17 protein-coding genes and 1 riboswitch are annotated in these 19,413 nt (G+C 40.6%); of the genes, 15 read left to right on the plus strand and 2 right to left on the minus strand.

Annotated elements, in window-relative coordinates; genetic code table 11:
- The first annotated feature begins 113 nt into the window (after positions 1-113).
- Genes ACQV1I_RS06905 through ACQV1I_RS06915 form a run of 3 tightly spaced genes read left to right on the plus strand, consistent with a single transcriptional unit; the run spans position 114 to position 2,783 of the window.
- The gene (locus ACQV1I_RS06905; RefSeq protein ID WP_094701926.1) at positions 114-698 is read left to right on the plus strand and encodes a Spo0B domain-containing protein; all 585 of its coding nucleotides are present in this window, start codon (positions 114-116) and stop codon (positions 696-698) included.
- 15 nt (positions 699-713) lie between these two features.
- On the plus strand, positions 714-1,991 hold the full coding sequence (gene obgE / locus ACQV1I_RS06910) for a GTPase ObgE (protein ID WP_104148647.1): 1,278 nt from the start codon (positions 714-716) through the stop codon (positions 1,989-1,991).
- 36 nt (positions 1,992-2,027) lie between these two features.
- Positions 2,028-2,783, plus strand: coding sequence for a PilZ domain-containing protein (locus tag ACQV1I_RS06915; protein WP_094701922.1), 756 nt, complete (start codon positions 2,028-2,030; stop codon positions 2,781-2,783).
- Between the two features lie 61 nt (positions 2,784-2,844).
- Here the strand turns inward: ACQV1I_RS06915 and ACQV1I_RS06920 are convergent, their stop codons facing one another.
- A complete protein-coding gene (locus ACQV1I_RS06920; RefSeq protein ID WP_003338374.1) occupies positions 2,845-2,997 on the minus strand; it encodes a hypothetical protein in 153 nt (50 codons plus the stop codon).
- A gap of 212 nt (positions 2,998-3,209) precedes the next feature.
- Here ACQV1I_RS06920 and ACQV1I_RS06925 point away from each other — a divergent pair, with 212 nt between their 5' ends.
- The 9 genes from ACQV1I_RS06925 (at position 3,210) to ACQV1I_RS06965 (ending at position 13,411) form a co-directional block, all read left to right on the plus strand.
- Positions 3,210-3,656 (plus strand): ACT domain-containing protein, encoded by a 447-nt coding sequence (locus ACQV1I_RS06925; protein ID WP_094701920.1) that lies wholly within the window; start codon positions 3,210-3,212, stop codon positions 3,654-3,656.
- Positions 3,657-3,684: 28 nt separating this feature from the next.
- Entirely contained in the window at positions 3,685-5,010 is a 1,326-nt protein-coding gene (locus tag ACQV1I_RS06930; RefSeq protein WP_094701918.1) for a homoserine dehydrogenase, read from the plus strand.
- Positions 5,003-6,061, plus strand: coding sequence for a threonine synthase (thrC, locus tag ACQV1I_RS06935; protein WP_094701916.1), 1,059 nt, complete (start codon positions 5,003-5,005; stop codon positions 6,059-6,061). Before ACQV1I_RS06930 ends, thrC begins: the two co-directional genes overlap by 8 nt.
- Positions 6,062-6,078: 17 nt before the next feature.
- A complete protein-coding gene (thrB, locus tag ACQV1I_RS06940; RefSeq protein WP_116333174.1) occupies positions 6,079-7,017 on the plus strand; it encodes a homoserine kinase in 939 nt (312 codons plus the stop codon).
- Positions 7,018-7,053: 36 nt separating this feature from the next.
- On the plus strand, positions 7,054-7,926 hold the full coding sequence (gene pheA, locus ACQV1I_RS06945) for a prephenate dehydratase (RefSeq protein ID WP_094701912.1): 873 nt from the start codon (positions 7,054-7,056) through the stop codon (positions 7,924-7,926).
- Positions 7,927-7,986: 60 nt separating this feature from the next.
- Positions 7,987-8,868 (plus strand): branched-chain-amino-acid transaminase, encoded by an 882-nt coding sequence (gene ilvE / locus ACQV1I_RS06950; RefSeq protein WP_116333175.1) that lies wholly within the window; start codon positions 7,987-7,989, stop codon positions 8,866-8,868.
- Positions 8,869-8,998: 130 nt separating this feature from the next.
- Positions 8,999-10,324 (plus strand): SafA/ExsA family spore coat assembly protein, encoded by a 1,326-nt coding sequence (gene safA / locus ACQV1I_RS06955; protein ID WP_116333176.1) that lies wholly within the window; start codon positions 8,999-9,001, stop codon positions 10,322-10,324.
- Between the two features lie 15 nt (positions 10,325-10,339).
- Positions 10,340-11,332: a phosphotransferase gene (locus ACQV1I_RS06960; RefSeq protein WP_094701906.1), complete on the plus strand. Its 993-nt coding sequence runs from the start codon at positions 10,340-10,342 to the stop codon at positions 11,330-11,332.
- 264 nt (positions 11,333-11,596) lie between these two features.
- Positions 11,597-13,411, plus strand: coding sequence for a glycerophosphodiester phosphodiesterase (locus ACQV1I_RS06965; RefSeq protein WP_116333177.1), 1,815 nt, complete (start codon positions 11,597-11,599; stop codon positions 13,409-13,411).
- A gap of 104 nt (positions 13,412-13,515) precedes the next feature.
- Here the strand turns inward: ACQV1I_RS06965 and ACQV1I_RS06970 are convergent, their stop codons facing one another.
- Complete coding sequence (locus tag ACQV1I_RS06970) at positions 13,516-16,017, minus strand: bifunctional 2',3'-cyclic-nucleotide 2'-phosphodiesterase/3'-nucleotidase (RefSeq protein ID WP_116333178.1); 2,502 nt, start codon at positions 16,015-16,017, stop codon at positions 13,516-13,518.
- Between the two features lie 295 nt (positions 16,018-16,312).
- Between ACQV1I_RS06970 and ACQV1I_RS06975 the strand changes: the two genes are divergently transcribed.
- The 3 genes from ACQV1I_RS06975 to ACQV1I_RS06985 all read left to right on the plus strand — a co-directional run bounded on the left by ACQV1I_RS06975 (position 16,313) and on the right by ACQV1I_RS06985 (position 19,399).
- Positions 16,313-16,918, plus strand: coding sequence for a BofC C-terminal domain-containing protein (locus ACQV1I_RS06975; RefSeq protein ID WP_094701900.1), 606 nt, complete (start codon positions 16,313-16,315; stop codon positions 16,916-16,918).
- Between the two features lie 322 nt (positions 16,919-17,240).
- A riboswitch (guanidine-I (ykkC/yxkD leader) is annotated at positions 17,241-17,360 on the plus strand.
- Between the two features lie 103 nt (positions 17,361-17,463).
- Positions 17,464-18,060: a xanthine phosphoribosyltransferase gene (locus tag ACQV1I_RS06980; RefSeq protein WP_026315214.1), complete on the plus strand. Its 597-nt coding sequence runs from the start codon at positions 17,464-17,466 to the stop codon at positions 18,058-18,060.
- 25 nt (positions 18,061-18,085) lie between these two features.
- A complete protein-coding gene (locus ACQV1I_RS06985; RefSeq protein ID WP_018672227.1) occupies positions 18,086-19,399 on the plus strand; it encodes a nucleobase:cation symporter-2 family protein in 1,314 nt (437 codons plus the stop codon).
- Positions 19,400-19,413: the final 14 nt, after the last annotated feature.

A 19,413-nucleotide genomic window follows, 5' to 3' on the forward strand; every position in this document is an offset into this window, starting at 1 on the left:
GCTAAAACCCAGCCAATCGCTGGGTTTTTCTTTTTACTCACTATCCTCCTTTACTCTACTCGTACTTATGTTAAAATAAAAGATGGAATCCATATAGTGACAGGTGGGAAAACATGAAGGACGAACAAAAGTTTATAACGGATCATGCGGACACGTTATTGAGGATTTTAAACCAGGACCGTCATGATTGGCTCAATCATCTCCAGGTTCTCCATGCTTATTTGAAGTTGGGACGCTACCAAGATGGGGAGGCTTACCTACAAAAAGTGACGGAGGAAGCTCACCGTGAAAGTATGATTGCTCGCATAAACTGTTCGCGTTTGTCTGCTTTCTTTTTGACGTTTAATGCGTTAAATAGAGACATAATAGTAGAAGTAGAGGTTAAAACACAGGTAGATGTGACCAAGCTAGAGATGCAAAGCGATAGCTTTTTTTATTTGATTTCAACTTGCATCGGGCTATTACAGCATCACTTGCATACGGAACAAGTGGAACATCCTCACTTAGTGGTGACATTGTTTCACTCAGATAATGAGGTATTTGCCAACTTTGACTTGGAAGGTCAGGTCTCTGCATTAGTTGCAGGGGAAGTGGAAAAGCTTATTCATGATCACAAGGGTATGGCCAAGCTCGTAAGTGAACAAATACATACCGATACAGGCTGGATTGCTGAAATGAGCTTTCCTTGCAAAATGTAGAGAGGTGGCAATTTCGTGTTCGTCGATCAAGTAAAAGTTTATGTAAAAGGTGGAGACGGCGGTAATGGAGCAGTTTCATTCCGTCGCGAAAAGTATGTAGCACTCGGAGGTCCTGCGGGTGGAGATGGTGGTAAGGGAGCGAACGTTGTTTTTGTCGTGGACGAAGGTTTACGTACGCTTATTGATTTCCGTTACCAACGACATTTTAAAGCAAAACGTGGTGAACACGGGAGAACAAAAGGGATGCACGGTGCTGGATCAGAGGATATGATTGTTCGTGTTCCTCCAGGTACTACTGTGTACGATGATGATACACAAGAAGTGATTGCTGACCTTATTGAACATGGTCAACGTGCAATCATTGCCAAAGGTGGCCGCGGCGGACGAGGTAATATTCGTTTTGCCACGTCTTCTAATCCGGCTCCAGAGATTGCGGAGAACGGTGAACCAGGTCAAGAACGTTATATTCGTATGGAATTAAAGCTGATTGCGGATGTAGGCTTAGTTGGTTATCCGAGTGTAGGAAAATCAACGCTTCTATCTTCCGTTACAGCAGCAAAGCCTAAGATTGCTGCGTATCATTTCACAACAATCGCTCCAAATCTAGGAGTAGTAGACCTAGGTGAAAAAAGTTTTGTTATGGCTGATTTACCGGGCCTTATTGAAGGTGCTCATGAAGGTATTGGGCTTGGTCATCAGTTTTTACGTCATGTTGAGCGTACAAGGCTGATTGTACATGTGATCGATATGGCAGCGACTGAGGGACGTGACCCTTACGAGGATTACCTTCAAATTAACGAAGAACTTAAACATTACAATGCCCGCATGGAAGACAGACCACAAATTATTGTGGCTAATAAAATGGATTTGCCAGATGCAGAAGTGCATTTGCAGGCTTTCCGTGAAAAATGTCCAGATGCGAAAATATATCCGATTTCTGGCGCGACTCGTCAGGGTGTACAAGAGCTCATGTATGCTATTAGTGATTTACTTGAGACGATTCCAGACCGTTTTGAAGTAGAAGAAGTAGTAGAAGTAGAAGAAAGAGTTGTGTTTAAAGCGGAGCCTGAAGACTTACCGTTTGTCATTACAAGAGAGAATGACATATTTGTGGTAAGTGGTGACAAGCTTGAAAAATTAACGAAGATGACTAACTTGAACAGCTATGACTCCATCCAGCGTTTTTCACGTTTAATGCGTACGATGGGAATTGATCAGGCCCTACGTGAGCGTGGTGCGAAAGACGGAGATACCGTTCAGATTGGTAAATTCGAATTTGAGTTCCAAGAGTAAACTTTCGTTAAAAGTGAGTGTGATGAGATGGGGACTATGGGGGAAGACAAACAGCTTGTACGCGGTACCATTATACACGTATCACGTGAAAATGAATCCGTTGCTCTAAAGGATGCTATGATAGAGTATCAGAAGGGAGACTATTTGTTACTCTCTTGTATTTTAGATCAGGCGAATCCTACTTTTTTGGGTTGTATTCTTCATGTGCGTTTCAATGAAGGTCAGGAGTATCGAGCCTACGAGGTATATACAGAAAAAATCGCATGGCCGGTTGTTATTATGGGACTACTGCCTGTACGCATAAAATCAGTAGTTGAGGGATCGAAGCAGCAGAAAGGGCAAACCTCTTCCTCTGTTGTAAGTTCTCATGATGCTAATCGTCAAGCTATCCTAGCGAAATTAAAGGGAAGTAAGCAAGAAGCATCCGCTCTCACGAATAACCAGTCTGGTGATCGAGAAAATCAGGCACAACAATTGGTTAAGCCTGACTTTATTATTAATGTTCCCTACAAGCGAATGGGAGCTAAACCAAATGAAGAGCTGGGAGAGGGAGTACTCCTAAGCTTCTCAGAAAAGGAGCTTCATGTAGGAACAGATGGATATTTGGCAAAGGGGGATTTTGTTAATCTCTCGTTTGTAATTCCACGTACGAAAACGGAAGTAGTAGCCATGACGAAAGTAATTCAAAAACGGTTTGATAATAATATCACAATTGTTACGCTCTCTATCACAGATGTCGATCCTGCTCAGCATGCTGAGTTAGTCGCCTATCACAAGACGATGTTATCTTAAACCTTAATAAAGGCACCTCGTTATGTTAAAACGAGGTGCCTTTTTGTTTTGTGAGCGTCAATCAACCCCCGCGCTCGTTGTCTATCTGATAATTTGGAGAGACTGCCATGCGCTTCTCATCTAATTTTTTTCCGAATTGATCCAGAGATCCTGGTTTTCCTACACCATTGTGGTTACGTCGTTGAGATTTATCAGACTTTCCGCGTCCACCCATTCGTTACACCTCCTTCATTAAAAGTAAGATGGTACATGCTATATGATTGGAAAAACATGGACAATATAGGCTTTTTGCCTATTTTGCTGTCACAGCCTAGTGTGTGCGTCGATAGTAGCTTTCATGTAATCCGCTTTTTGGGGTTGTCAGAGTATCGTAGTCAGCGTATAATGTCCTTTATAAGAAAACACTTGTATTTTTCAGGAGGACACATGAGTAAACGAGATGAAAAATTCTATTTAATTAGAGCGGACATCCTCCCAGAATCGATCGCGAAGACGATTGAAGTTAAAAAATTGTTGGAATCAGGTGAAATCGATACGGTAAATGAAGCGGTCGAACGGGTTGGGCTTAGTCGTAGCGCTTTTTATAAATACAAAGATGCGATTTTCCCTTTCAACGCTATGATGAGTGAAAAAATTATGACCGTCAGTCTTACTCTCGAGCATCGTTCTGGAATTTTATCGAAAGTATTGCAATTCGTGGCAGAAAAAGGCGGGAATGTACTGACAATCAATCAAACCATTCCATTACAAGGGATTGCCAATGTGACGATGTCAGTGGATATGGCCCAGCTACATATGCCAACAACGGAGTTTTTAGATTTACTTGAAAAGTTACATGGGGTGCGCAAGGCGATGATCGTGGGTAGAGGATAAGATCGAGGACAACTAAGGAGGCGTAAACATGGATAAAAAGCAGGTAAAAGTAGGTTTGATGGGACTTGGAACAGTGGGAACAGGTGTGGTTCGGATTGTGGATGCACATCAGGAGGATTTGTTTAACCAAACGGGTCTGAGTATTGAAATCCATAAGATTCTGGTACAAGACAAAGAAAAAGCCCGAACTGTAGCAGTCGATCAGACGAAAATTACCACCAATGTGGATGATCTATTAGAAGACCCAGATATCGATGTCATTGTTGAGGTGATTGGTGGCATACAGCCTACAAAAGATTATCTGCTAAAGGCCCTTGCACAAGGAAAAAATGTAGTAACGGCAAATAAGGACTTAATGGCATTGCACGGAGCAGAGCTACTGCATAAGGCACAAGAAAAAAAATGTGATGTTTTATATGAAGCGAGTGTTGCTGGAGGAATCCCTATTCTTCGCGCTTTGGTGGAAGGTTTTTCCTCTGATAGAATCACTAAAATGATGGGAATTGTGAATGGTACGACTAACTATATCATGACTAAAATGAGCAAAGAAGGGGCTGAGTATCGGGAAGTTTTGGCTGAAGCTCAAGCCCTTGGATATGCAGAGTCTGATCCGACTGCCGATGTAGAAGGATTTGATGCTGCTAGAAAGATGGCCATCCTCTCTACACTAGGCTTCCGTGTTCCGATGAATTTAGAAGATGTACAGGTAAGAGGAATTAGCAAAGTTAGTAAAGAGGATATTGCTTACGGTAAAAAATTAGGCTACGAAGTAAAGCTACTTGGTATTGCGCGTCGCGATGATGACGAGATTGAAGTGAGTGTACAACCTACAATGGTTCATAAGTCTCACCCATTAGCTTCTGTGAATGGCGTGTTTAATGCGGTGTATGTACATGGTGAAGCGGTGGGAGAAACGATGTTCTATGGTCCTGGAGCTGGTGAGATGCCAACAGCGACAGCAGTTGTTTCTGATCTGATCACCGTTGTAAAAAATATGAAATTAGGTGTTAATGGACGTGGAACAGTGGCCCCCTATAAAGAGAAAAAACTAAAGACTGATGATAAGAAATTCTCGAAATACTTTATGCGTCTAATCGTTGCAGATAAGCGCGGAGTACTTGCTCAAATTACAAACCTTTTAGCGGAGAAAGATGTTAGTTTAGATCAGGTGATTCAGCAGCCGTATCAAGATAGCGGCCAATCCGAAATTGTAATGGTTACACATACTGCCTCTAAATTTAATGTTGCCTCCGTACTACAAACACTAGAGGGCATGGATGTTATTAACGAAATTAAAAGTTACTATCAAGTGGAAGGCATAGATAAGGAAGCAGGTGCTGTTCATAATGAGTAAGCATAGACTAGGGATTATTGCACAGTATAAAGAATTTTTGCCCGTATCAGAAAATACACCTCTTTTGACCTTGCATGAAGGAAATACACCATTGGTCCATGCAGCCCGCTTGTCTGAAGAATGGGGAGTTGAACTCTACTTTAAATATGAGGGGTTAAATCCAACCGGGTCTTTTAAAGACCGAGGCATGGTGATGGCAGTTGCCAAAGCAGTGGAAGAGGGAAGCAGTACCATTATGTGCGCCTCGACCGGTAATACATCTGCTGCCGCTGCTGCTTATGCAGCTCGTGCGGGATTACGTTGTATCGTATTAATTCCAGATGGTAACATTGCACTTGGAAAATTGGCTCAAGCAATTGCTTATGGAGCAGAAGTGATTTCAATTAATGGAAATTTTGATGAGGCTTTACGTATTGTCCAACAAATTACAAAAGAAGAACCAATTACGTTAGTTAATTCGGTAAATCCATACAGAATTGAAGGGCAAAAAACAGCTTCATTTGAAATTTGTGATCGCTTAGGAGAGGCTCCCGATATTTTAGCAATCCCAGTAGGGAATGCAGGTAATATCACAGCTTATTGGAAGGGATTTAAAGAATATAAAGGTGCTGGAACCATCACCTCTCTGCCAAAAATGTATGGTTTTCAAGCAGCAGGATCAGCACCACTTGTCTTAGGTCATCCCGTAGAACAGCCTGAAACGATTGCAACAGCAATTCGTATTGGTAATCCTGCTAGTAAAGAAGGAGCCTTACAGGCATTGAAGGAATCAGATGGACGCATAGAGAGCGTGACAGACGAGGAAATTTTAGAAGCGTACCAGCTTTTAGCTAAAAAGGAGGGAATCTTCTGTGAGCCAGCCTCCGCAGCTTCCTTTGCAGGTATCATTAAGTTACGTCGGATGGGACAGTTGGAACAAGGAGTCCGTATTGTTTGCGTTTTAACTGGTCACGGGTTAAAAGATCCGAGCATTGCGATTAAGACAATTGCTAATGAGCCAGTGAAAGTACCTGCGACAAGAGAAGCTGTCATGGAACTGATCAAAAAGTAAAGTAGGTGTCTAACAACATGTCTAAGCAGAGAGTAACAGTGAGAGTACCAGCTAGCACAGCCAATTTGGGGGCTGGTTTTGATACAATCGGTCTTGCTTTCCAACTTTACACAACCATAACCATGAGCATTGCCGACCAGACTACGATTCGATTAGTGGGATCAGAACTAGCTAGCTTGCCCCAAGATAAAACCAATCTACTTTACAAAGTGGCGGCCTTCTTATTTGAGAAGGCCTCGCTTCCTGCACCTGAATTATCTATTGAAGTAGAGACGGAAGTCCCCTTGACTAGAGGGCTTGGCAGTAGTGCCGCAGCAGTTGTAGGTGCTTTGGTAGCAGCAAACACCCTTGCAGGTAAGCCGTATACGGATGGACAGCTATTTACGATAGCTAGCCGTTGGGAGGGGCATCCAGATAATGTAGGTGCCTCGCAATTTGGTGGTCTAATTGTTTCAGCATTACCAGATAATGAAGATGAGCAAGTCCCCTATGCTAAATTTTCGGTTCCTGAGCGGTTGAAGACGCTGGTAGTTATTCCTGATTTTGAATTACCTACTCATCAATCAAGGAAAGCATTGCCTGATCAATATTCCCGTGAAGATGCGGTTTATAATATTTCACGCGCAAGTTTATTGATTGCTGCGTTTGCTCAAGACCGGTTAGATTTATTAGCTACTGCTATGCAGGATCGCTTACATCAACCTTATCGTACAGCTTTAGTTCCTGGTCTATCTGAGATTGTGGAAAAAGCTAAAGATTATGGTGCCCTAGGAGCGGCCTTGTCAGGAGCAGGACCAACCATTCTTTGCTTTTTTGAAAATGATCAAGCTAAACAACGACTGTTACAGTTTATTGAACAAGTCATGCTGAAGAATCAACTAAGCTATTCCACCATGGTGCTCCTTCCCGATGATAATGGTGTAATTATTGACACAAGCCCTGTATATACAGCATAATGCTTAGAAAAACATCAGATGGGAGCATGGAGTATAATGGGGAGAACGCTAGCTTTTTTAGGACCATCTGGCACATTTACAGAGGAGGCAGTGCGTCATTTGCCAATTCAAGAGGAGCTTTCAACTAAGCCATATGTAAGCATTCTTGATGTGCTAGAAGCAGTTTATACTAATCAGACCGATTTTGGTGTGGTACCCATTGAGAATTCTATTGAAGGAACGGTTAATTTAACAATGGATGGCTTGATACATGGGGAGAACTTACCTATTTTAGCGGAATTAGCTATGCCGATCACACAGCATCTGTTAATGGCAATTAGGCCGGAACCTCTACCCCTACAACAGATTACAAAGGTTTTATCTCATTCGCATGCCATCGCTCAGTGCCGCTTGTTCCTACAAAAATATTTGCCACACGTAGAGATTGAATATACCAACAGTACGGCTTTGGCCGCTAAACTGGTAAGTGAACAACCTGACCAACCATGGGCAGCTATAGGAACGAGATTAAATACTGAGATATATCCGCTTTCTTTCGCTCAAGAGAGCATTCAGGATTATGCTAACAATTTTACAAGATTTGTGTTACTGGGAAAAAGTCAGTTAGATTTACCTGTATCTGATAAGTACAAAACAACTATTTTGGTCACATTACCAGAAGATTATTCAGGTGCACTATATCAGGTATTGGCAGCATTCGCCTGGCGTAAATTGAATTTGTCTCGCATTGAGTCACGGCCTACGAAAAAAGGTCTGGGTAGCTATCATTTTGTATTGGATATTGTACAGAGTATGGATTCAGTTTTAATGCCGGGTGCTTTTGCGGAGATAGAAGCATTAGGGTGTCAGGTTCGTGTGCTGGGTAGCTATCCCGTGTTTGCCTATAGGGGTATAGGTGAAAAGAATTGACGCTATGCTGCTTGTAGATTTATACTATTCAAAAACGTTAGAAAAAAGGGTGAAGGTAGCATGACGCAGCAGTTGATCTACTTAAACGGTGAATTTGTAGAAAAAGAAAATGCGAAAATTTCTGTCTATGATCATGGCTTCTTGTATGGCGATGGAATTTTTGAAGGCATTCGTGTTTATAATGGTAATGTATTCCGCCTGCAAGAGCATATCGAACGTTTATATGAATCCGCACTATCCATCATGCTCGTTATTCCAATGAAGATTGAAGAAATGATGGATGCCGTAGTCGAAACCGTTAGAAAAAATGAACTGCGTGATGCCTATATACGTCTTGTGATCTCGCGTGGCGATGGGGATTTAGGTCTTGATCCTCGGAGCTGTAAGAAGGCAAATATTGTTATTATTGTTGAACAACTGCGACTCTTTCCGCAAGAATTATATGAGACAGGATTAAAAATTGTGACAGTTCCAACACGACGAAACAAACCAGACGCATTGAATCCGAAGATCAAATCCTTGAACTATTTGAACAACGTGATGGTTCGTATGGAAGCTAGCATGGCTGGTGTTAGTGAAGCGTTAATGCTTAATAGTGAAGGCTATGTAACAGAAGGTTCCGGTGATAATATTTTTCTTGTAAAAAAAGGTGTCATTTATACTCCTCCTACATACTTAGGGGCATTGGATGGCATTACACGTCAAGCGATTATGGATATCGTTAGGGAACTAGGTTATGTGATTAAAGAAGAACCTTTCACTCGTCATGATGTCTATATCGCTGATGAAGTATTCCTGACAGGAACAGCAGCAGAGGTGATCTCAGTATCTGAGGTGGATGCACGGATCATTCGTGATGGAAAACCGGGTCCTGTTACGAAACAATTATTGGAAGAATTCCGTCGTTATGTCCAAGAAGACGGTGTTAAAGTATACGAATAAGGGAAAAATCAAAAAAACAGAGCCAGAATATTATCGTGGCTCTGTTTTTTTATGAGGTAAATTGCACAGGAGCAAAACGCCTAGAGGCGCATAACATGGTAGGGACTCAAGTATGAGAGGAGAGGCAATTGTGAAGATCCATATCGTACAAAAAGGGGACACCATGTGGAAAATCGCTAAGAAATATGGTGTCGACTTTCAGGAACTATTGAACCTAAATAAATCAACAATAAAAAATCCGGATAAAATTATGCCTGGTATGAAAGTAAAAATTCCAACTGGTATGCCCAGAAGACCGGGAATGGAACAGAGACCTCACAAGGAAAGACCGATGAAAGAAAGACCAGTACCCCATGTTCCAAGAAAGGAGATGCCGATACCTCCAGCCTATGAATCACCAGAGATGATGGAGTCTCCAGTTATACCACAGCCAGAAGAAATTGTGCCACCTCCTGTTGCACCTGTACCTGCACCGAAACAAGAACAGCCACCAGTAATGCCAGTTCCTCCTAAGGAAAGGCCGAGAAGATTACCGATCCCACCTTTAAAAGAGATGCCAAAGCGACCAATTCCAATTCCAATACCAATCCCTGTACCAAAACCAGTCCCTGTACCAAAACCAATCCCTGTACCAAAACCAGTTCCTGTACCAAAACCAGTTCCTGTACCAAAGCCTATGCCGTTCCCACCAAAGAAAGAAATGCCAAGAAGGATGCCGCAGCCACCGTTACAACCACAGCCACTGCCACCGATACAGCCGCCAATACAAAGACCGATGCCATTACCACATCCACCTATGTATCAAGTACCTATTTCACCGCCAACATGCATTCCAATGTATCCACCAGTTGTAATACCTTTCCCAGCTTGCCCACCTTGTCCACCTTGTCCAGCTTGCCCACCTTGCCCACCTTATGTTCAACCAAGTTATCCAGACTATTCTTCAACTACTTCTAGCCCACATTGCCCAGATCAGACTACGAGTCTAAGTCCTTCTAGCACTAGCTGCACGGAGCATAGCGGTCAGCCGCATCATCGACCAAAAGGAGAAGATAGCTACTCATGTCATGAAAGTAGTGCTTCTAATACTTATAAATGGGGAGAGTATGATTGTACTTCAGAACATAAGCCTGCTCATCCTTACCCAGGGTACCATCAACCGATTCATCCTTATCCACCTGTTTATCCAGTGACTCCAATGCCCCGGCCATATCCGGCACCCAAAATGCGACCATATCCGCAAATGAAGCCGTATCCGGAGGCTACGCCATACCCACAAATGAAGCCGTACCCGCAGGTCGAACCATGCCCGCAAGTCCAGCCATACCAACATTCTTCTTCACATATGTATGGACATCACACCCATCACATGCCTGCCAATCCCAGTTTACCGCGTCCCGAAATGTGGCCTAAATGGGATAAAGGTCATGAAGAATCTTCGTTTACGTCCTGCTGAAGGTAAACAGTAGAAATGGATGCTAACTTTTTGAAAGCGTTAGAAAAAGCGTTTCGCTGCCAAATATATGGAATTAAACCACAACGGAGCGTTTTTTCTGTTCGCACCGATCGAGGGGCATGGATTGTCAAAGGGTATGTGGAAGAAGAGAAGGCCTTATGGGTTACACATTTAGCTGACGTACTACAAGAACAAGGTTTTTATAATACCGTGAAATACGTAGCGAACTCCTATGGACAAAAAGTGCAACCGATTGGAGAACGATTCTACACTGTGATGAAGGAAATAAATGGTAGAGATGCTACTTATACGAATGTAGGAGATATTAAAAAATCAGCGACTGCATTGGCAAGGTTTCATCTAACTGCGGAGGGATTTCCCACTTCCCCTTTTTTGTCCGAGATGGAAATTAGGAAACCGCCTCTTTTAGAGAAATGGGAGAGGAGACTGGAACAATTTCAGCGAATCTCCAAACGAATTGCTTTACGTGGTCCACAAAATCGTTTTGAACTTATGGTTCAAAGCATGGCTAAAGAGATTAAGAGAGAAGGTCAGGAAGTAATACAGGTAGCTTATCAAATGCCAATTAGCCAACAGATGGAGCAGGCCCATTATTATGGCACCTTAGCCCATCGAGATGTAGCTAGTCACAACTTTTTAATTAAGGAATCGGGCAGTTGTTACTTAATTGATCTAGATACCGTAGCTCCTGATATGCAGATTGTAGATATAGTTCAGATAGCAAGTCGCATGCTGTTTTTGCATGAGTACGATAAGCGTGTTTATCATCAGGCAATCGAATCTTATCACAAGATTAAGCATCTATCTGATGATGAAATTCAAATTATTCATCATTTACTCCGTTACCCGGATAATCCCTTGCGTGAGATTACAGGTATCTATAATAAGCTACCAGGCTACCGAATAAAAAGTGTCACGCACCTATTGCAACTGGAGCGAAAATTAAAACGTGAACGTAGAAGGTTCTTTAAAGAAAGCTATTTTTAATAAAGGGCGACACAGGTCGCTCTTTTTTGTTCAAAATAGCACTTCATGATCATTTGTGAACGAAAATAGCTCTAGCAGTCTAAAATTACTGATTTCACTGAAAGAAAAACATGTAGTTTTCATTAAAGCAGTTATCAATTCTAGTAAAACTTTACTTATAAATAAATTTTATCCTATAATTATAAGCATGATTTCATATCGAAATGATCAATCATAGAGGTTAACATAAAAGATAAAGATGGTGAGTTGTAAGGAGAAGACTGGATGAATTTATTTAAATACGCTTGGAAGACGTTGAAGTATTCTTTTTGGAATATCTTGTTGTTTGAAATTATGTACCGTCTATTTACTATCATAATTGTAATTCCATTCTTATCAGTAGTTTTGAAAAACTTAATTCAACAGAGTGGGTATACCTATGCTGCAAATGAGAATCTCTTGTACTTTTTTCTTACTGAGTATGGAATATTAGCCAGTGTGCTGTTGATGATATTTTCTGTTTTGATCATTTTTTACGAATTTGCTGTATTAATTCTACTGATCTATTACGCGGGTAAAGAACAGAAAGTGCATTTACGTTTTGTGTTACGTAAGGCGTTGTCACCATTGCAAGCCCTTTTTACTTTTTCTTTGCCTGTTTTTGCCCTCTATCTATTGTTATTGCGTCCTTTAATGAAGTTGGGGGTCAGTAGCACTTTACTTCCGACATTAGCTATCCCTAATTTTATCACAGGCGAATTATTTAAAATGGAATATGGTGTTTATCTGTATATCGGTGTGCTTTTATTAGTATTTTGTATTAACATTCGGTGGATGTTTGCTTTACCGATTATAGTGCTTGAGGAGAAAAGCTTTTGGAAAGCGGCTAAAAAGAGTGGGGAAATTGTCAAAAAGAATTTAGGGCGTATTGTTATTGTAGCCCTTTTTACCATTGCGGGGCTTTTCTTATTGTTTTTATCTGTAGATGGGGTTTCTGAACTATTGTACCGACTTTCTACGTCAACAAGCAATAGCTATTTGGCTGCTTTAGGAGCGATAGCATATACACATCTCATCTATATCTTTGCCATTTTTTTGACACCATTAATGCTATCCATTATGACTTGGTTTTATATTCGTAAAGCTGGTGAGGAAGAGATTCGCGTAATGGATGATCCTCATGTCTGCCCAGATAAACATCCTACATTTGTAAAAAGACATAAGTACAAATTACTCATTAGCTACATGGCTATCGTGAGTGTGGTTATTATAGCTGTCGTTAACTTTTTGTATGTGTTTCCTGCTTTCGAGCATAAACCAATAACCATGGCACATCGAGGTGCTACAGAAAAAGGGGTAGAAAATACACTGGAAGCCATACAAGGAGCTATTGACGCGCATGCTGACTATGCAGAGATTGATATTTTACAGACGAAAGATAAACAGCTCGTAGTTATACATGATATTAATTTGTCTCGGCTTGCAGGCATAAATAAACATGTTTATGAGATGACATTAGCTGAATTAAGAGAAGTCACACTGCAACAAGGAAGATATAGTGGAAAGATTAGTACATTAGACGAAGTCATCAAATTTGCTAAGAATAAAATAAAATTAAACATAGAAGTAAAACTACATGGGTACGAGCAGGAAAAGGATGTTATCACTAGCCTGCTACGCATATTGAAAGAAAATAAATTTGAAACGGAATGTGTTATTCAGTCCTTGCATGATACAGTGGTGTATAACGTAAAGAGAACCAATCCGAATTTACAAGTAGGGTTTGTATTATTTGCTAATCGAACAGGGTTAAAAGACTTACCAGGTGATTTTTTCGTAATGGAGGAATACATGCTGAACAAGTCTGTATTGAAAGAAGCCAAGTCATTAAATAAAGCGGTTTATGTATGGACTGCCAATAGCTATGAATCCATTTATACCTTCTTAAAAATGGGGGTTGATGGGGTTATTACCGATTATCCTGAATATGTTCATGAAGCAATTTGGCAGATTACTCAGGAACATAAACAATACGGTCCATTCAGAGTGGCAACTGAGACGATGGAGTCAATGTTTGAGAAATTTATTCGTATAGAGTAGGAGGAGAGGATCTTTCTCTCCTTTTATTTTTGATCTGATATAGACGTACGTTGTTCGCTTCATTAAAAAAGAGAAAGGGAGTCCCTTTCTCTTTTTTAATCTAATTATTTAATTGTTACCCCGAAAGTTTCCTCCAAAAGACCAACTGGTAGGAATAGGCGGTTTTTCACGATGTCAGAATTTGTTTCTACGGTTTTACCATTAACAATTACTTCAGAAGCACCAAGTACATAAACAAGTTTGGCATCACCTTTAGTCAAAGTAACACTTCTTGTTTTATTATCGTAGGCTACTTGAATGCCTAGGCCTTCAGCCGTTGCGCGAACAGCAACCAGCTTATTTGAGTCTTTCTTAGGTTCTTCTTTTTTCACTTCTTCTTCTTTAGAAGCGTCTTCCTTCTTAGGCTCTTCTTTTTTCACTTCTTCTTCTTTAGAAGCGTCTTCCTTCTTAGGCTCTTCTTTTTTCACTTCTTCTTTAGAAGCGTCTTCCTTCTTAGGCTCTTCTTTTTTCACTTCTTCTTTAGAAGCGTCTTCCTTCTTAGGCTCTTCTTTTTTCACTTCTTCTTTAGAAGCATCTTCTTTCTTAGGCTCTTCTTTCTTCACTTCTTCTTTAGAAGTATCCGCAGATTCAGCTACTTTTTGAGTTGTTGTAGAAAGGTCAATGCTGTAGTTAGCAAAACCGTTTTCGCCTTCACCAATATGTTTGATGTATCCAAGCTTTTCAGCAACTTCTTTTGCTTTAGGAGAAGATGTTAGCGTTACTTTTACATCGCCTTTGATTGGTGCAAAACCCCAGTTTCCATCAGCTGTTGGATTAAAGGATTTTTGAGCTTTAATGTAGTTAATTAATACTTCACGATTTTCATCTGGGGAATCGATAATTACATTAGAACCGTCGATACCAGGGAAATTACCACCACCGAAAGCACGATAGTTGTTTGTTACCACGATGAATTTTTGCTTAGGATCGATAGGTTTACCGTTATATTGTAGGTTAATTACGCGATTAGCCTTTTCATTAACCAAAGTACCTTTGATATCGTAACGGGAAGGCTGAGTCAGATCGAATTGATACTCTACTCCATCCAACGTATCAAAGTTATAAGTTGGGAAAGCATCATTAACTAATGCTTGCTCTTCTTTTTTGTTTGGATCGATCTGATTAAATTGTCCAGCAGAACGCTCTAACCATTCTTTTACTTGGCTACCGTCGATTAAAACAGCTTTAATTGTATTTGGATAGATATATAGATCTGAGACGTTTTTAACAGCAATAGTACCAGACTGGATGTCTGTATAGTATTCAGCACCGTTACGTCCACCTGCTTTAAATGGTGCAGCTGCAGACAAGATTGGAGTTCCTTCGAATTCTGTGCCTTGTGTTGCTTTTTCTGCCCACCATCTTTGTGCATTTGAAACGATTTGGACAGATGGATCGTCATTAACTAATGCAAAGAAACTGTTGATGGAAGCTTTTGTTTCCCCAACCGGTCCACGAACATAGCCCAAAGTGTCTTCATGGTCTTCTTTTACAGCATTAAGAATATCTTTGTCAGCTTCTACAAGAGCTTTTTTGGTAGCAACATCATAAATTGGACGTGCTTCGGTTGTAGAATCAATCACTTGCCATTTTCCATCTACTTGCTTAAGAGTTAGGTCGATAACACCTAGATGATCGCCCCAGAAGCCTGGCATAACAGATGGAACACCATTGATAGTACCTTTTGTTGTGTCAACGCCTTCAATCCCATCAAAATCTTTGCTAGGGAACAGCTTGTGAGCATGACCAAACAGGATAGCATCAATGCCTTCTACTTTACTTAGGTAGTAAACTGCATTTTCGTCATTTCCTTTTGCTGGAGCCTTTTCAAATCCAGAGTGAGGAATTGCAACAATGATGTCTGCGCCTTCTTTTTTCATTTGTGGAACGAATTTTTTTGCAGTTTCAATGATATCTTTAGCAATTACTTTACCTTCTAAGTGACCCTTGTCCCAAGCAGTTACTTGTGGAGGAGTAAATCCGATTGCACCGATTTTAATTGTAACTTCTTTCCCGCTCTCATCTTTTACCTTCTTTTCAAAGATGTGGTAAGGAGTGAAGTAGTTTTTATCGTTATCAGGATTGTTATCTTTGTCGTCGATATAGATATTAGCATTTACATATGGAAATTTTGCGCCTTTAAGTGAAGCTTGTAGATAGTCAAGGCCAAAGTTGAATTCATGGTTACCGATGTTACCTACTTCATAATCAAGTAGATTCATCGCTTTGTAAATTGGATGAACCTCTCCGTCTTTCAATCCTTTTTCATGAATGAAATCGCCAAGTGGATTTCCTTGAATCAAGTCACCATTGTCAAACAAAACACTGTTCGTAACTTCACCACGTGCGTTTTTGATCAAGGTAGCTGTTTTAGCTAGACCAAATTGGTCAGTTGGAGCATCCTTATAGTAGTCATAGTTCACTACGTTTGTATGGATATCTGTTGTTTCCATTAAACGTAATTTAATAATGCTTTCTCCTTCTGCGCCTACATGAGCTGTAGGAAGAGCAAACATACTTAGCACCATTGAGGTAGCTAGCACACTGTTTAGATGTGTCTTCTTCAAGTGAAAAGCCCCCTTAAAATATTATAAATGTTGAGAATTGGACAAGTTCGATCATATCACAAGTTTTTAAATTTCGACAGACAATTTGGGGGGAGTAACACAAAATTTACGAAGATTTCATGAGTAAAATGCGAAGTGGACAACATAAAAAACGCTTACATTAACAAAAATAACGAATTATGATCTTCTATCTTGTACTAATGTTCGGTATTTATTCAGTAATCTATAATTGTATAAAACTCGTTAGAGATGGAGAATAATAGGAGAAAACGCCATCTAAAGGGGTTTTTCTGCTATGCACAAATCATTGCGCCCAGCAAAACTGAAGTGGAAATGGCTAATGTTGTTTCTTATGTTAACAGTAGGGTTAGTACTGGGGTTCTGGGCTTCACGTCTTGAAATGAAGCTTACCAATCAAGTAGATAAAAGTAGGATATCATCTCAGATTAAAGGGGAAGAAAGCGTCCCTGTATTCTCCATGCCAAGACAGGTCGTCTTAACTCGTACGTACGTATGTGGAGTAACAGGTGAGGAGAAAAAAGAAGTAAGAGAAAATACGTTAGAGCAAATATTGAAACCGTATGCCGGATGGGAGCTGGTCTCGGTTCATCCAGATTATATTGTGTTGCATAAAGAAGAGAATGATCTTGCTCCTATTTGTAAAGAAAATGGTTACTTTGGCTTGTCTCCTGACGGTTTTTTAACTTTTTTTGAAGGTTTACCAGACTATCAGAAAGTGATTCAAACCTTCTATCGAATTAATACGGACAGTATGAAAGCGAGCCTTTCTAAAGAAGAGATTGGACACTTATATAAAGGTATTCGTGTACATGATCTTGCTGAATATAACAGTATTTTATCTACTTTTAGCGAATTTCAACGACAGATTGAACCTCAGTAATCAAAAGATCGCTAATTATCTATCAACAAAAAACAACCAGCTTCTCTGTATGTAGGTATATCAGAAGAGCGGGTTGTTTTTGTTGAATACCAATTTGTGCGAATGTTACGAGGATAAGAGCAGGTGAACGATTCTATTCTATGAAATCGCTTCCTATTTTATAATGGGAAAATATGTTGAAGAGCTAGATGTGTTTACTGCTTGTCGAAAAATAGTGGGTATGTTACAGTGTACCTATTCAATTTCAAATGACTCGTATAATTCTTGGGGATATGGCCCATAAGTTTCTACCGGATGACCGATAATCTCATCTGACTACGAGTGAAAGTGCATCTAGGGTTCCGTTTTTGTCGCTCGTTTATTGACAAAAGGACTGGTCCAAGCGATGCAAGCTTTGTTATGTATTACAAAGCTACACCTAAGGGATAAAAACCCAGAAGGACAGGTTTCACTTGAACGTTGTTATTCAAGTGCCTTGTCCTTTTGGGTTTTTTTGTTTTTTTAAATAACTCTGTTGAAATGTGGAAAGGGGCTTTTGGCTACTCATGAAGGTATTACAGGAAAGAATTTGTCAGGATGGAAACGTATTATCTGATACGGTATTAAAGGTAGATGCTTTTTTAAATCATCAGGTGGATTCAAAGTTAGCCATGCTGATCGGAGAAGAATTTGCAAAGCGCTTTGCTAAAGAAAAGATTACGAAGGTTTTAACAATCGAGGCGAGTGGGATTCAATTTGCAATGGCAACGGGCTTTGCGCTACAAGTCCCTTTTGTGTATGCGAAAAAGAAAAAAGCAATTACGCAATCGGATGATGTGTATACGGCATCTGTGCATTCGTTCACACGCAAAGAAACATATCAAATTAGTGTGGCTAAAGCCTATTTAAAGCCTGGTGAGCGTGTACTAATCGTAGATGATTTCTTGGCTACGGGAGCTGCTTTAGTAGGGTTATGCGACATTGTAAAAGAAGCTGGTGCCGAGTTAGTAGGCGTAGGTGCTGTCATAGAAAAAAGCTTCCAAGAAGGCCGAGGTTTGCTGGAAGACAGAGGGATTGCTATTCATTCGTTAGCTCGAATCAAATCGATGTCGCCTGAAACAGGTATTGAATTCATCGAGGAAATCGGTGCATGCAAATCGTAAGGCAAAAAGGGAGAGGTAGAGCACAATGTTAAGCAAGCAAAAGATTTTTACCTTGGGCTTTCAACAGGTTCTAGCGATGTATGCGGGAGCTGTTATTGTTCCGCTCATTATCGGTAAAGAATTAGGATTAACGCCACAACAGATGGCATATCTAATCGCGGCGGACCTCTTCACTAGTGGACTTGCTACCTTGCTTCAAGTGTATGGGGGAAGGTACATTGGATCGGGGCTTCCCGTCATGCTGGGATGTACCTTTACAGCGGTAGGACCCATTATTGCCGTGTCACTTTCAGCTGGTAACAGCTTAACAACCGCATATGGAGCTATTATTGTATCTGGTATTTTTGTATTTTTGTTTGCGCCTTTATTTGGTAAAATGCTACGCTTTTTTCCAACGGTGGTTACAGGCTCAGTTGTCACTATCATTGGTTTATCCTTAATTCCTGTTGCGATGAAGAATGCGGCTGGTGGGGAAGGGAATGCTTCTTTTGGTTCACCTACTAATTTACTTCTAGCTCTTGTAACCTTGCTTTTAATCTTGTTGTTTAATCGCTTTTTTACTGGATTTATCCGATCAATTGCCGTATTGGTTGGACTTGTGACCGGCACAATGATTGCCTTTTTCTTGGGCATGGTTGACTTCTCACATGTGTGGACTGCTTCCTGGATTAGCATTGTACAACCATTCTATTTCGGTACGCCTCGCTTTGATATAATGGCAATTCTAACTATGATAATAGTAAATATGATCAGTATGGTGGAATCTACCGGTGTCTATTTTGCAGTCGGTAAAGTAACTGACACCAAGATTGAATCCAAAACAGTGGTAAAGGGCTTACGTGCAGAAGGTCTTGCTATTACAATGGGTGGCGTTTTTAACGCCTTTCCGTATACCGCTTTCTCACAAAATGTGGGTTTGCTTTCCCTGACGGGTATCAAAGGGCGGGAAGCCATTATGGGTGCCGGTGTAATCCTAGTTGCATTGGGAATGCTACCAAAATTGGCTGCACTTACAACTGTTATTCCTGATGCTGTACTAGGTGGGGCTATGATCGCTATGTTCGGTATGGTAGTGGCATCAGGTATTAATATTTTATCTAGTGTTGATCTATCCAAAAATGAAAATCTGTTAATTGCAGCTTGTAGTATAGCGGTAGGTTTAGGTTCCGCAGTGGTACCACAAATGTTTGATCAGCTACCAGGAATGGCGAAGATGATTATGCAAAACGGTATCGTTACAGGCTCGCTAACTGCAATTGTATTAAATATCTGCTTGTCTCGAAATGACAAGGTAGTTAAAAGCTCTTCTCAGACAACCTCAGAAACAGTATCTGCGTAAGTGAATCGACAATT

The organism is Brevibacillus sp. JB24b, from assembly GCF_051713385.1.
Taxonomy (GTDB): Bacteria; Bacillota; Bacilli; order Brevibacillales; family Brevibacillaceae; genus Brevibacillus_B; species Brevibacillus_B laterosporus.